The sequence below is a fragment of the Streptococcus suis genome (assembly GCF_029616525.1).
In the GTDB taxonomy this organism is placed as follows: domain Bacteria; phylum Bacillota; class Bacilli; order Lactobacillales; family Streptococcaceae; genus Streptococcus; species Streptococcus suis_AF.
On the sequence record NZ_JANFME010000002.1, the window covers coordinates 38242 to 51287 of the forward strand.

General features: G+C 43.0%; 13 protein-coding genes. 1 reads left to right on the forward strand and 12 read right to left on the reverse strand.

Going from position 1 to position 13046, the window contains the following annotated elements; all coding sequences use genetic code 11:
- Positions 1 to 115: 115 nt before the first annotated feature.
- Entirely contained in the window at positions 116 to 1453 is a 1338-nt protein-coding gene (locus NOL38_RS01080; protein ID WP_277941122.1) for an MATE family efflux transporter, read from the forward strand.
- An 18-nt stretch (positions 1454 to 1471) separates the two neighbouring features.
- Here NOL38_RS01080 and NOL38_RS01085 read toward each other — a convergent pair whose 3' ends face one another.
- The 12 genes from NOL38_RS01085 to NOL38_RS01140 all read right to left on the reverse strand — a co-directional run bounded on the left by NOL38_RS01085 (position 1472) and on the right by NOL38_RS01140 (position 12950).
- Entirely contained in the window at positions 1472 to 1843 is a 372-nt protein-coding gene (locus NOL38_RS01085) for a hypothetical protein (protein ID WP_277941123.1), read from the reverse strand.
- A gap of 77 nt (positions 1844 to 1920) precedes the next feature.
- Entirely contained in the window at positions 1921 to 2997 is a 1077-nt protein-coding gene (locus tag NOL38_RS01090; protein ID WP_277941124.1) for a site-2 protease family protein, read from the reverse strand.
- 81 nt (positions 2998 to 3078) lie between these two features.
- On the reverse strand, positions 3079 to 3336 hold the full coding sequence (locus tag NOL38_RS01095; protein WP_044681104.1) for a DUF896 family protein: 258 nt from the start codon (positions 3334 to 3336) through the stop codon (positions 3079 to 3081).
- A gap of 9 nt (positions 3337 to 3345) precedes the next feature.
- Positions 3346 to 5382 (reverse strand): glycine--tRNA ligase subunit beta, encoded by a 2037-nt coding sequence (gene glyS, locus NOL38_RS01100; RefSeq protein ID WP_277941125.1) that lies wholly within the window; start codon positions 5380 to 5382, stop codon positions 3346 to 3348.
- On the reverse strand, positions 5382 to 6299 hold the full coding sequence (glyQ, locus tag NOL38_RS01105) for a glycine--tRNA ligase subunit alpha (protein WP_002939388.1): 918 nt from the start codon (positions 6297 to 6299) through the stop codon (positions 5382 to 5384). Before glyQ ends, glyS begins: the two co-directional genes overlap by 1 nt.
- Positions 6300 to 6332: 33 nt before the next feature.
- The gene (locus NOL38_RS01110) at positions 6333 to 6728 is read right to left on the reverse strand and encodes a DUF1398 domain-containing protein (protein WP_425244225.1); all 396 of its coding nucleotides are present in this window, start codon (positions 6726 to 6728) and stop codon (positions 6333 to 6335) included.
- A 350-nt stretch (positions 6729 to 7078) separates the two neighbouring features.
- Complete coding sequence (locus NOL38_RS01115) at positions 7079 to 7783, reverse strand: B3/B4 domain-containing protein (RefSeq protein ID WP_277941127.1); 705 nt, start codon at positions 7781 to 7783, stop codon at positions 7079 to 7081.
- Positions 7784 to 7979: 196 nt separating this feature from the next.
- Positions 7980 to 8609 carry a hypothetical protein gene (locus NOL38_RS01120; RefSeq protein WP_253218247.1) on the reverse strand — a complete coding sequence of 210 codons (630 nt, stop codon included), beginning with the start codon at positions 8607 to 8609 and terminating at the stop codon, positions 7980 to 7982.
- A gap of 11 nt (positions 8610 to 8620) precedes the next feature.
- Positions 8621 to 9538, reverse strand: coding sequence for a hypothetical protein (locus NOL38_RS01125; RefSeq protein ID WP_277941128.1), 918 nt, complete (start codon positions 9536 to 9538; stop codon positions 8621 to 8623).
- 294 nt (positions 9539 to 9832) lie between these two features.
- Positions 9833 to 10525, reverse strand: coding sequence for a methionine ABC transporter permease (locus NOL38_RS01130; RefSeq protein ID WP_012027676.1), 693 nt, complete (start codon positions 10523 to 10525; stop codon positions 9833 to 9835).
- Positions 10526 to 11590 carry a methionine ABC transporter ATP-binding protein gene (locus tag NOL38_RS01135; protein ID WP_238709975.1) on the reverse strand — a complete coding sequence of 355 codons (1065 nt, stop codon included), beginning with the start codon at positions 11588 to 11590 and terminating at the stop codon, positions 10526 to 10528.
- Entirely contained in the window at positions 11583 to 12950 is a 1368-nt protein-coding gene (locus NOL38_RS01140) for a M20/M25/M40 family metallo-hydrolase (RefSeq protein ID WP_277941129.1), read from the reverse strand. The genes NOL38_RS01135 and NOL38_RS01140 overlap by 8 nt, the downstream gene beginning before the upstream one ends.
- Positions 12951 to 13046 lie beyond the last annotated feature (96 nt).

The following is a 13046-nucleotide window of genomic DNA, read 5'->3' on the forward strand; positions in this document are numbered from 1 at the left end:
ATAAATAACAAATTTACGTCCTATACTCCGTTTTCAGGAGAAATATTTTATCCCTAGAAAGCCTACTAGACTATCATCTATCTAGTGGGCTTATCATCTGTCAAAAGGAGACGTTATGAATGATTTAACCAAAGGAAAGCCGATTGCGGTCATCTTACAATTCGCTATCCCCTTGTTGATTGGATCTTTTTTTCAACTGGCCTATAATTTTGCTGATTCCATGATTGTGGGGCATACTTTGGGAAAGGATGCCTTTGCAAGTGTCGGTTCGACAGCCAGCCTAATTTTTTTAATCATCGGTTTTGCCCAAGGTGTTACCAATGGATTAACCATTATTTCTGCCCAACGCTTTGGAGCTGGCGACTTAGAGGGGCTTAAAAAATCTTTTGTCCACGGACTCTTCTACGCTTCCCTCATCAGCCTTTTACTAACAGTCTTAGCCTTAGCTTTTTTGAAACCTATCTTGGTCTTAATGCAAACGCCTGTGAGTATCATCGACCACTCCCATGCCTTTCTAACGGCCATGTTTGGAGGATTGACCTTTACTATTTTTTATAATTTCCTGTCTTCAGCCCTACGCAGTCTCGGAAACTCTAAAACACCTCTACTGGCTCTAGTTATCGCTTGTTTTATCAATATCGGTCTGGATTTTTTCTTTATCTTAGTTATGAACTGGGGCGTTTTCGGAGCCGGCTTTGCAACTATCCTTGCTCAAGCCTGTTCGGTCCTCTTTCTTATTTTTTACATTATCCACAAGGTACCTCACTATCATATCGGACTAGCTGATTTAAAATTGGATAGAGGTAATCTCAAGAAACATGCCCAGCTTGCTTTTCCAATGGGATTTCAAGCCAGTATTATCGCCATCGGAGCCATGACCTTGCAGTTTATGGTCAACCAACTAGGAACAGACGCCATCGCCGCCCAGGCCATTGCCCTTCGTACTGACCAGTTGGCTATGCTGCCCATGGTCAATCTGGGCTTGGCTATCGCAACCTTTACTGCTCAGAACTACGGTGCCAAGCTCTATGACCGTATTCGAGAAGGAGTGCGCCACTCTTTACTCCTCAGCATTGCTTGGGCCATTGTATTTGCGGTCATTCTCATCTTGGGCAATCGCTTCTTCTCTGGTCTCTTTCTGCCAAATGCTAGTCAAACTGTACTAGACTTGGCTCTCATTTACTACATCATTAACGGCTCTTGTTACTGGATTGTTGCTTCCCTCTTTATTCTTCGTAGCTTTATTCAGGGACTTGGCAAGGGCTTTATCCCAACACTAGCAGGCTTTGGAGAATTGATTTTCCGAGCAGCAGTCGCCATCATCGGCATGCAGTATTTCGGCTTCTATGGAACCGCCGCTGCTAACCCCGCCGCCTGGATCGGAAGCATCATCGTCCTGATTCCAAGTTCCATCATCTTCATGAAAAAATTAAAAGCTGGACAAACTATATAAAGAAAACGCATGAAACTCTCATGCGTTTTTAAAATAATATTTTCGTAAGAATTGGATATGAAGGACATTCCAAAGCATAGCATAGCTGATCGCCACTACAAAAGCTAAGCCATATTGCCAATTAAATTCCAGCACAAGGCTGACAAAAAGGAATATTCCCAGAAGGACCAATAACAAACTACTTGCCTTTTTCTTATCCCACTTAACATAAGCCGACAAGGCTTTGTCAGGAAAAGCTTTTACTTCCTTGAACTGTTTGTAACTAGCACCAATACTAGCTCCTGCCGCTCCCATTATCGCACCTACATAATAATGAGGAAATATATAGACTGACAAATAAGCAATTGCAACATAGGCAAGCACCAACAAGGCATACATCATTTTTTTCATGACCAACCTCCCTATCTATTTGTCTCCGTCCCTATTTTAACATAAATTTTATCGCAAACACAAGTCAAAATAATCTACTATGGCAATTGACTTTCTAACTCAACTTCTGTCAAGAGCTTGCTATAATAATCCTGCTCATCAGCCAAAAGCGGGCTGTTGGGCAGCATTTTTTTAGCCTGATTTAGAGATTTTTTCAAGGCTTTACTATCTCGAGTAATACGCTGGTGGTAGAGAGCAGCTAGGACTTGGTAATTTCCCATAGGGTATTTGAGCAAGGACTTGACTTGTTTGTCCTGCCCCAAGTTCTTAGCCTCTTCATTCAAACCTTGCAAGATATATACTTCTAACAGTACAAGTTTCGCCAGCTTCACGATATAATCATTGTCCGATGTCGCTGTCACTTTTTCCAAGCGTTCCTGGGCTTCTTGATACTCCCCGTTGAAAATCAGTACTTCCGTCCAGTTAAGATAGTGAATCTGTGGCAAATGACCAGGCAAGATTGGCAAGTCCATGACAAAATCACTTAAATTCGCAGCAGTTGGAGCCACCATGACTTGAGAGGTATGTCTAAGCGCTTGATAAACCAATCGGCTATACTCAGGATGAGTACGCAACTCCTGAATCTTAGCTCCATCCGCCATACCAGAAGGGTTGGCGTTGAGGATAAACAAGGCTAGATTGAGGAGGATTTGCGATAGGGGCAGACTCCAATGCCCTGTCAAGAACCCAATCAAAACAGAAATAAGGACGAGACTGAGATGAACAATCAGGCCACCTGCAAACATCAAAATTGCCCGAGGGTCATTCTCGTCTCTTTTGACTCCGATATACTGAGCCGCTGCTCCTTGCACAATCACGGTTTTCTTCCATTTCCAGCCCTGGTCAGTCTTGACCAACAAGCGATTGCCCAAGCCAAGTGCCACCAAGTCAAAACCTGTCAACCAACCAAAGAAAGCATGCCCCAGTTCATGGAGAATGAGGGTTAGGTAAAAACTACCTAGAAACCAGACATAACCTAGACCAAACACCCACAATCCATGGAAGGAATCATTTTCTGGTAATAGCTGAGCCATCCCATAAGTCGAATACATGGCACTCGCGAAACCACAAAGAACAGAAACACCTATAACAAACCAATTCCACACTTTTTTCATAGCAAACCTCCTTTTGATATAGTATAACAGAAAAAGACTAGGAAACCTAGTCTTTACTTGTTTTTTTTAGCAACCTTATTCTTAGGAATTAGGGTCGTCCAAGCTACGTCCGTGCAAGCCTTTTTCACGTTGGACTTGGCGGAGTTTCTCAGGTGTCACATCATTGCCATCCTCATCGACAACCTTGATACCTTCGACATGGGCACGCACACTACGGCGGTAGCCCTCGATGTACTCCTCACGAAGAGCCGCCTGTTCCTGCAACTCCTCCTCTGTCAAGCCTTCTGCCTTTTTCTTGCGAGCCAGTTCGTTGATGCGATCGATTTTTGCTTGTTCCATGAATACCTCCTACTTACTATTCAAGAGATTGAAAACAGCTACTGCTGAAGCCTTATCCGCCAAGACTTTCAAGAGAGCCAAGCGGTTGGCTTTGACTGCTGCGTCATCTGCCATAACCATGGTATTGTCGAAGAAGGCTGCAATGACTGGGCTGAGAGCAAAGAGCTTGTCCAAGTTACCCGCCATGTCTTCTGTCAACTCCAAGCCTGCCACTGCAGCAGCAAGGGCCTTCTCCTGCTCATTTTCAAAGAGTGCCTCGTCAATCGCAGTCGCCTCCGCCTTTTCCGCCAAGTTGAAGACCCGTGACAAGTTTTCCACAGCTTCCTTGTAGTCAGCCTCTTTTGATTTTTGGAAAATAGCAGAGCTGGCTGCCAGTTGCAGTCTGACCACAAAGGTTGAGCTAGCCAGTACAGCCTCGCGGATGTCTTTCGGAATGGCCTTGTCCATCATCTTCTCTACACGGGCACGGATAAAGTCCATCACAGCTGGCTGGTTGTCGTAAGTCAAGCTAGCAAAGTTCAAGCTGTAGAGCTCCGCGATCAACTGATCCAATGGAATTTCCCAACCAAAGGCTTCCAAAATTCGAACGATACCTTGTGTCGCACGACGAAGAGCGTAAGGATCGTTTGAACCAGACGGAATCAAGCCAACTGAGAAGAAGGATAGGAGGGTGTCAAATTTGTCAGCCAGTGCCAAGACCGCACCGACCTTGCTTTCAGGCAATTCGCCTTCTGCTGAGTTTGGCAAGTAGTGCTCACGGATTGCTGCTGCCACCGCAGGTTTCTCCCCTGCAAGAAGAGCATACTTCTCACCCATAATCCCTTGCAGTTCATCAAACTCGCCGACCATACCTGTCAAGAGGTCAAACTTGTAGATGTCCGCCGCACGTGCCACATCTGCTTTTTCATCCGCAGACAAGCCTGCCAAGTCAGCCAGTTTTTCTGCGATAACCTTGGTGCGTGCCATGTGCTCGTAGAGGGAGCCGATTTTCTCATGGAAGGTCACGACTTTGAGGCGTTCCACCAAGTCAGCAATCCTGAGTTTTTGGTCTTCACGCCAGAAGAACTCGCCGTCTTCCAAACGGGCCACCAAGACTTTTTCATTCCCTTTGATGACATTGTCAAGGTACTGGTCATTCCCGTTACGGACGGAGATGAAGTTTGGCAAGAGTTTGCCAGCCTTATCACGCACCACGAAGTAACGTTGGTGATTTTTCATAGAAGTGACCAAGACTTCTTCTGGCACTTCCAAGTATTTGGTGTCAAAGGAACCCATGAAGGCAGTTGGATACTCGACTAAGTTGAGAACTTCATTGAGCAAATCTTCATCAATTTCGACTGTCACGTTGTATTTGTCCTCGATAGCCTTGATTTGCTCGACAATCATATTTTGACGCTCTGCGGGGTCTGTAATGACAAACTGTGCACGCAAGTCTGCCTCGTAAGAATCTGCACTCGCAATCTCGGTTTCATTTCCAAGGAAACGATGACCACGGCTGATGCGAGCTGATGAAATGTCCAAGAAATCCATATCCAGTGCCTCGTCGTCCAAGAGAACAGTCAAGGTGTGGACAGGACGGATGTAGGCGAATTTGTTGGATGCCCAGTTCATGCTGACAGGGAAGGTCATAGCCTTCAAGACCTCTGGAATGCCTGCCAAGACTGCCTTAGCTGGCTGACCAGCTTCGTGTTTGGTCACGTAGACATACTCTTCGCCCTTGATCTCGCGAAACTCGATGTCAGCTGTCGTCAGGCCTTTGCCACGGACAAAGCCTTCTGCAGCTTTAGTGAAGTTGCCATCTGCGTCCAAAGCAATCTTCTTAGCAGGACCCTTAAAATCTTCTGTAAGATCAGTCTGCTGGTCCGCCAAACCACGCACACGTACAGCCAAACGGCGTGGCGTTGAAAAGACATCAATGCTATCAAAAGCCAAGCGATTGTCTGTCAAAAAAGTCGCCATGCGGTCACGCAACTGGTGCATGGCTGGGGTTACGATGTAGGCAGGAATTTCTTCCAAACCAAGTTCAACAAGTAAATTCTTTGTCATTATTCTGCGTCCTCCTTCAACAATTCTGCTCGTGTTGCTTCGTCTAAAAGTGGGAAACCGAGTTTTTTCCGCTCTGCCACAAAGGTCTTGGCAACGACACGGGCAAGGTTACGGATACGGGCGATATAACCTGCACGCTCAGTTACAGACACAGCTCCACGGGCATCCAACAAGTTAAAGGTATGAGAGCATTTGAGTACATAGTCAAAGGCTGGATGAACCAAGCCCTCTTCCAAAGCCCGCTCTGCTTCTTTTTCAAACTTGGTAAAGTTTTCAAGGAGCATATCCTGATCTGATACTTCAAAGGAATATTTTGAATGCTCATACTCTGGCTGGATAAAGATTTCGCCATATTTAACGCCGTCAGCCCACTCAATATCGTAAACGGAGTCAACCTCTTGGATATAGGAAGCCAAACGCTCCAAACCGTAGGTTACTTCGGCTGTGACAGGGCCTGTTGCCAAACCACCAACCTGTTGGAAATAGGTAAACTGCGTGATTTCCATACCGTCCAACCAAACTTCCCAGCCCAGACCAGCTGAACCAGTTGATGGGTTTTCCCAGTTATCCTCAACAAAACGAATGTCATGCTCCAAAGGATTGATGCCCAAACGCTCCAAAGACTCCAAGTAAAGTTCTTGGATGTTAGAAGGCGATGGTTTCATAACGACTTGGAATTGGTGGTGCTGATAGAGACGGTTTGGATTTTCCCCGTAACGACCGTCCGCAGGACGACGAGAAGGCTCCACATAAGCCGCATTCCAAGGCTCAGGACCGATGGCACGCAAGAAGGTGTAAGGGCTCATAGTCCCCGCACCTTTTTCCGTATCATAAGCCTGCATGAGCAAGCACCCCTGCTCATTCCAAAATTGTTGTAAGGTCAGGATAATTTCCTGGAATGTTAATTTCTTAGACATATATTTCCTCTTTCTATATATATTTCATAATTGCTAGTTTTCCACACTCGGTATGGTTTCCACAAAAACAGCCTGCTCCGCCTGGTCCAGATAAGAACAGGTCATGGCTTCTAGGTCGATGACCCACTTGTAAATCCCTGCTTCTGCTGTTTCTTGACAGAAGGTGGGAAAATCTGTTTGTCCAGCCTGATGATTGCGTAAGATAGTCACAAACTGGTCCAGATTGGCTTGGTCCGAAACAGGTATCGTCACTTGATAGCCCGTCTTTTCCAGAGTCTGCCCTGTCTGTGAGCGATAGGTAACCTGTCCAGACTGGATATCCACAATATTTTCCACCATACCCATGGCCTTAAAATAAGCGATCAGTTTGGGAAAATCAGGACCAGTAAACTGCTCATGCCCGTGATTGATATTTTCTAAGGTGAACATTTGTCTCCTTTCTTTATAGTAGCTGTCTTCCACCTTGAAATGAAAAACAAGAAATACTCGGTCGGCAGACAAAAAGAACCACATTCTCTTCCCCTGTCAACAGACATAGGGGCGTTGAGAACGCGGTTCCACCCTAATTTATTACTTCATTTGTATGATTCTAATTGAGTCGAACATGGTCACGACTGGGAAAGCGCCAATTATTTCAAGACTGGCTTGGCTTTCACTCTCCCAAGCTCGCTAGACAGGCTTTTGAAACAACCTTCTTTCATGCTTAGTATTGTAGCAGAAAAATCAGCATTTGTCTAGAAAGACCACTATTTATCCGGATACAATCCCACTGACAAATCCTACAAGGCTATTGCAGGCCTATCACAATCTAGTAGATATTTTTCTGGTACTACTCCCAAGAATTTTTCTGCGTGTTGACTGATAAAATCTAGGGCATTTTCCAAATCTTCTACTCTATCAGAATTGACCAACTCCATAACCAAGAAAGCATTCTTTGTCTCATCTGTAATCATGGTTCGCTCACCATCGCGCCAGTTGAAACAACGACAAACTGCTCCTTTATCATCCTTATAGCAAACTTCACCTGGTAAAGTTGGATTATTGGTTTCATCACCAATGAGATAGAATTCATCCCCACCCTCAGTGACCGTTAGTTGGAGATTGCCTACAAATGTATCTAAATCTTCAGCACCACATGGAAGACCAAAACGTAAACTCGCCGCATTATAAATGTCCACTAATGGAGAAATTGTTGTGACTGGACGGTCACTAGTTGAACGTTTCAAAAGGGCTTCGATACTAGAACGCGCGCCTTTTTTTGTTTTAAATTTTTGATAGGCTTGACGATATGTACGAATGACCTCGTTCTCACTAAAGGTATCTTCCGTAAGAAATTTCTGGGCAATCCCGTTGCTTTCTTCCAGTAATTTCACTAATTCATCAGGCGATTGCGCCGGCGTTTTATAATCTTTCAATAATAGAACTCCAATTTTTGCATCTGGAAATAAATTCCAAAACGATGAATCAACAATAAATTGTGACATATTCTCACTCCTTTTATACAAAAATCAGCACCCTATGAACATCTTCTAAGACCTAACGATGTTCATAAAATGCTGTTGCATGACTACCCGGTGGCAGTGTTTATTTAATTAACATTATTGTATAAAATCCCAGAAAGAATGTCAAACATTATCTCAGAATATGGGGAAACATACTTTGAGGTTAGCTACAAGAAAATTAAAATTTATCTACAAAATTATCTCTATTGATGCGAACGTTTATGAACATATAAAATGCCGATAGGAGCGTACACAAAATCAAAACGATGCCAACTGGTTTCAATTCTGGGACATCATAATTTGCCAGAGCTAGTACAGGAATACTCAAAACAATATAGGGAAATAACATAGTTGACCCTGTAGCAACATCTACTAAATCTTTGTCAGGATCCTCAACAAACCAAAGGAATGGTAAGAATAAACGAAGCCATTTTGCTTTCTCTGTAGATTCTAAAATTGGTCGAATAAATAGTGTCAACAACTTGTATCCAACAAAAGCAAGCAAACGATACCACCATAGAAAAACAAAGGCAAGAAGGACACCAATTAGCCAGATCCAAATATCAAAACTATCTTCCTTACGACTTTTGGGCGCAAACAAATTCGCCAAGATAACTCCCACTCCTATTTGAGGAACAAGACTGACCCATGTATCTAAATTAGGATTATCATATCCAATTTTTATATACTCTAAGCCATTGTAATGATAGACATTATTATTCAAATCAATATAGGTTCCTTCTTTATAGGGTTGAAGCTCACCCACATCTTTCTTAACATATTCATTTGCTGTTTTACGAAATACCATATTTGCCTACCTCAATTTCTATTTTTTAATACATTGTATATTGTATTAAATGTTGTCATCTGTTGAATTTGCTCCGCTCGCTGTAGTGTGGCAGCTTGTTGGCGCAACAGTTGGTCATATTGACTTTCTTGATGATACAAATTTAAAGCTTCCTGTAAGGTATTGACACGCCCCTCGTTGACATAACCAAGCATTGTTTCAAAAAAGAATGATGAACTATGTTGCCCCTGTTGCATAATCAATGGATGCTCCTGAGCTTTATGATAGTGCCAACTTTTACACTCTTTTACTTCCTCAAGCCTTTGTTTAATCACTGCAATATCTTCTTGCTTTTTCTGATGCTTTCTCTTGGCAAAAATACCGATACCAGCCGATAATAAAAAGAATATAAAACTCCTTTGAAAATAGCCAGCCCTATCATTACCGAAGACCAATTCTCCAATAGCTAAGAAGAGGGTCAAACCAAGAAGCCACCAAATCCAATTCCCCTTTTTTTCCCTGTTAGACCAGGCAATAAGCACCTCATTTTCCCAATGCAGAGTTGATTCCCATCTACTCATCAAAATCACTGCATCATAAAGATACCACCTCAATTCATTCACATTGAATTTTTCAAAGAAACCTATTCCATATACCGAACGGTACCATTCCTCAGAGGTCATTACTTGACTAGTCAGATGCCGAACCCTTTCAAGAGTTCCTGCGCTCTCGCCTAATTCATCAACGGCTTTCTCATCTTCCGGCGAGAACACTATTTTATTCATTAAATAATGCTCATAAGTTGGGGCATCTTTAGCTGCTTCACTCTTGTAAGCATCGGGAATATCGTAATAACGATACTCTTCAATAATCCTGTTTTTCTTTTGCAAATTCTCTGCCTTAAATTGTTCGATTAGTTGCAAATCCTCTTGATCTAGAAACTTTGCCATTTTTACCTCCAAAATCTATCTCTTTTCAACCATTTTATGAGAGCATTTTTTGCATTTATAGACATGTGCAAGTTTGTGTACCTCTTAAAAAGAGCAAATCCGAATGATTATCACCAATTTTAATAACCTGATAACTTCCACATTTCGGACACACATATTTCTCCCTTTTTTGCTATTTAGGAAGGCTTGGCTGTAAAGTCAAGCCTTGTTATACTAGTATAACAAGGAATTTGTCAAGTATTTTGCATCAAAAAAGAGGACCAACTGTCCTCTCAAAAACCTCAAAAACATAACTTATCTATGACTAATCTTTCTCGTCAAGAAATCTCCAATAAACTGGATTACGAAGATGATAACTAAAATCAAAAGAGTTGCTAAAAAGGTCACATCATTATTATACCGTAGGTAGCCGTATGATAGCGCAACTTGTCCCAAACCACCTGCTCCGATGGCTCCAGCCATGGCAGTGTAGCCGACCAAGGAAACCAAGGCAAAGGTCGTCACACGAATCAAGTCTGGTAGCCCCTCACGCAGATAGACAAGGACAATATCCCAGAAAGTCGCACCTGATGCCTGAGCAGCCTCAATGACACCACGGTCTAATTCTGACAAGACCACTTCAACCTGACGTGCAAAGAAAGGAAAGACTGAAAGGGCGAGCGGAACCAAAGCCGCCTCTGTACCAATGGTTTTTCCAACAATAATTTTTGTCAAAGGAGCAATGGCCGCCAACAAAATAATGAAAGGAATGGCTCGGAAGATAGAAGCCACCTTGTCCAAAATCCAGTAGGCAGTCTTATTGGCAATAACCCCACGTGGACCTGTCAAAACCAAGAATAAACCAGACACCAAGCCCATAAATCCACCAAAAGCAAAGGAAACAAAGGTCATATAGAGGGTCAAATTAAAATGTGTTAACCAACCTGTCTGACCATCCCAGCCCAATTTATAAATATCTGGAAAATTCGTTTGAATCCATTCTAACATCTAGTTTGCTCCTTTCAAAATCGTCACTTCTACACGGGCCTCTGTCACTGCCTCAATCGCACGGTGTAATTGACCAGGTTCACCTGATAAGATCACCACCATCTCACCGACTGGCGTATGGTCCAATATCTCAATATTACCATATAAAATATTGGCAGACACTTGATAGAATTTATACAAATCATTGACAATTGCCGTATCCGTATTGGAACCAGCATATTTCAATTGAACTAAGATACTGTTCTCAGGCAAATTCTTAACAATATCCTGCTGGTAAATTTTCACCAGGGCCTCATCAATTCCTGTTGCTGTTTTGATGAAATCCTGTGTCAATTCTTCCTTTGGATGAGAGAAGATTTCTAAAACTGAACCTTCTTCGATCAAGCGACCATCCTGCATAACAGCCACACGGTTACAAATGTCTTTTACAATCTGCATCTCGTGGGTAATCATAACAATAGTCAAGCCCAATTTTTCATTCAATTCCTGCAAAAGTGCCAAAATCTGCTTAGTTGTTTTCGGATCCAAGGCTGAAGTAGACTCATCAGAAATCAAGATTTTAGGGTCATTTGCTAAGGCACGCGCAATGGCAACACGTTGCTTTTGACCACCGGACAACTGAGCTGGATAGTTTTCAGCACGGTCAGAAAGTCCAACCAAGTCCAAGAGTTTAGCTACTTTTTCCTTCTTCTCTTCCTTGCTCAAACCCGAATGCTTAAGGGCAAAGGCTACGTTTTCTTCTGCCGTCATCTGAGCCATCAGATTGAAATGCTGGAAAATCATGCCAATCTCACGGCGTTTGCTTCGCAATTGAGCTGGGGTAAGTGTGACCTTATCTCCCTCGTAAATCACATCTTCATCAATGGTAATCTTACCCGCAGACGGAACCTGCAACAAATTGATGACGCGGACAAGGGTAGATTTCCCTGCTCCAGAATAACCTACGATACCGTAAATATCCCCTTGATTGATATGAATGGTCACATCCTTGACTGCTTCAATGGTCCGTTTTTTCTGCTGAAAGGTTACATCAATATTATCTAGCTTAATCATTTCCTTACTCATAACTTGCAATTAACTCCTCTACTAATTCAACATGGCTATAGTAGTCAGCGATGCTGACATTTTCATCACCTGCATGGTCGCGACTGTTGGCATTTCCTAATCCAAATCCTGCAATCGGCACGCCCAAGGCATGGAAAACTGTATGCATAGGTCCTGTCCCCGGTGACGTCGGCAAGACAGCAACTCCTTCTGGTGTCAATTTTTTGGCCAATTCAATCACATTGACAATGGCAGGGTGCGACATATCACTTCGGTAGCTCATCTCTCCTAGAGTGAAGACAACCTCAACTTTGTCAAAACCATGTTTGTTCAAATGCTGTCGAATCTTATCTAATACATCATGCGGCTCCAACCCAGGTACCAGACGGACTTCCATCTTAGCAGAAGCTTGAGCTGGTATGATGGTCTTGACACCTTGACCAAGATAGCCAGTTGACAAGCCTTCAATGGTAATCGATGGCTCAAAATACAAACGCTTCAGAAACTCACGACGATCTTCTACCAAGGTTGGAAGGGTTAGTCCATAAATATCCGTCATAGACTGACTGGTAGCCAGTGCAAATTCTTCCACTAAGGCCAATTCACGCTCATTTGGCTCTTGCACTTGCTCGTAAATGCCATCTACCAGAATTTGCCCATCTGCAGCCCGCATGGATTGAAGTGCTGATAATAAATACCAGCTTGCCGAATCAATGACACCTCCATAGGAAGAATGAATGTCCAAGTCAGCTGATTTGACCTGAAGATCGAAGGTCACAATTCCCTTATTTCCCCCAGCAATTTCTAGCTGATGTAGGCTATTGCGATGCCCCTGCTCCCAGACCAGCAAATCAGCACCAATCAAGTGTTCTTTGTATTTTGAAAGATACTTATCCAAGTCGACAGAAGCTGACTCCTCTGCCCCTTCCATAATAAATATCACATTGACTGGTAAATGGCCATTCTGTCTAGACTGATATTTTTTCAAGGCCGACAGACGAGCTGTGATATGGCCCTTGTCATCGTCCACCCCACGACCATAGATATAGCCATCAGAAACAGTCAATTCAAAGGGGTTGCCCTTCTCCCAGACCTGATCGGCATCAGCAGGTACTGTATCATAATGATTGTAGAAAATCAATGTTTTCGCATCTGGCACCGAAGCCTTAAACGTTGCCATGACAAATGGTGCTGCATAGCTGTCGTCTAAAACAACCTCTGCACCAGCTTCTTCAAACATATCTTTCAAATAAGTCGCCACATCCAACAAACCAATCTGCTGAGCAAAAATGGATTTCTTTGAAATCAAGACCTTCAACTTTTCAAAATAGGTTTGAATAATCGCATCATTTTCAAATAATTGAACTTTACTATCTGCCATACTTTCTCCTCATACTCAATGAAAACCAATTAAATCTACTAACCAAAATCAAATATTCTCCCACATTTCTGACTTTGGTTAAGAGATTTTTTCTTA

Coding starts and splice junctions, on each gene's coding strand:
- NOL38_RS01080 (WP_277941122.1), top strand. CDS start 116: ATGAATGATTTAACCAAAGGAAAGCCGATTGCGGTCATCTTACAATTC.
- NOL38_RS01085 (WP_277941123.1), bottom strand. CDS start 1,843: ATGAAAAAAATGATGTATGCCTTGTTGGTGCTTGCCTATGTTGCAATT.
- NOL38_RS01090 (WP_277941124.1), bottom strand. CDS start 2,997: ATGAAAAAAGTGTGGAATTGGTTTGTTATAGGTGTTTCTGTTCTTTGT.
- NOL38_RS01095 (WP_044681104.1), bottom strand. CDS start 3,336: ATGGAACAAGCAAAAATCGATCGCATCAACGAACTGGCTCGCAAGAAA.
- glyS (WP_277941125.1), bottom strand. CDS start 5,382: ATGACAAAGAATTTACTTGTTGAACTTGGTTTGGAAGAAATTCCTGCC.
- glyQ (WP_002939388.1), bottom strand. CDS start 6,299: ATGTCTAAGAAATTAACATTCCAGGAAATTATCCTGACCTTACAACAA.
- NOL38_RS01110 (WP_425244225.1), bottom strand. CDS start 6,728: ATGTTCACCTTAGAAAATATCAATCACGGGCATGAGCAGTTTACTGGT.
- NOL38_RS01115 (WP_277941127.1), bottom strand. CDS start 7,783: ATGTCACAATTTATTGTTGATTCATCGTTTTGGAATTTATTTCCAGAT.
- NOL38_RS01120 (WP_253218247.1), bottom strand. CDS start 8,609: ATGGTATTTCGTAAAACAGCAAATGAATATGTTAAGAAAGATGTGGGT.
- NOL38_RS01125 (WP_277941128.1), bottom strand. CDS start 9,538: ATGGCAAAGTTTCTAGATCAAGAGGATTTGCAACTAATCGAACAATTT.
- NOL38_RS01130 (WP_012027676.1), bottom strand. CDS start 10,525: ATGTTAGAATGGATTCAAACGAATTTTCCAGATATTTATAAATTGGGC.
- NOL38_RS01135 (WP_238709975.1), bottom strand. CDS start 11,590: ATGAGTAAGGAAATGATTAAGCTAGATAATATTGATGTAACCTTTCAG.
- NOL38_RS01140 (WP_277941129.1), bottom strand. CDS start 12,950: ATGGCAGATAGTAAAGTTCAATTATTTGAAAATGATGCGATTATTCAA.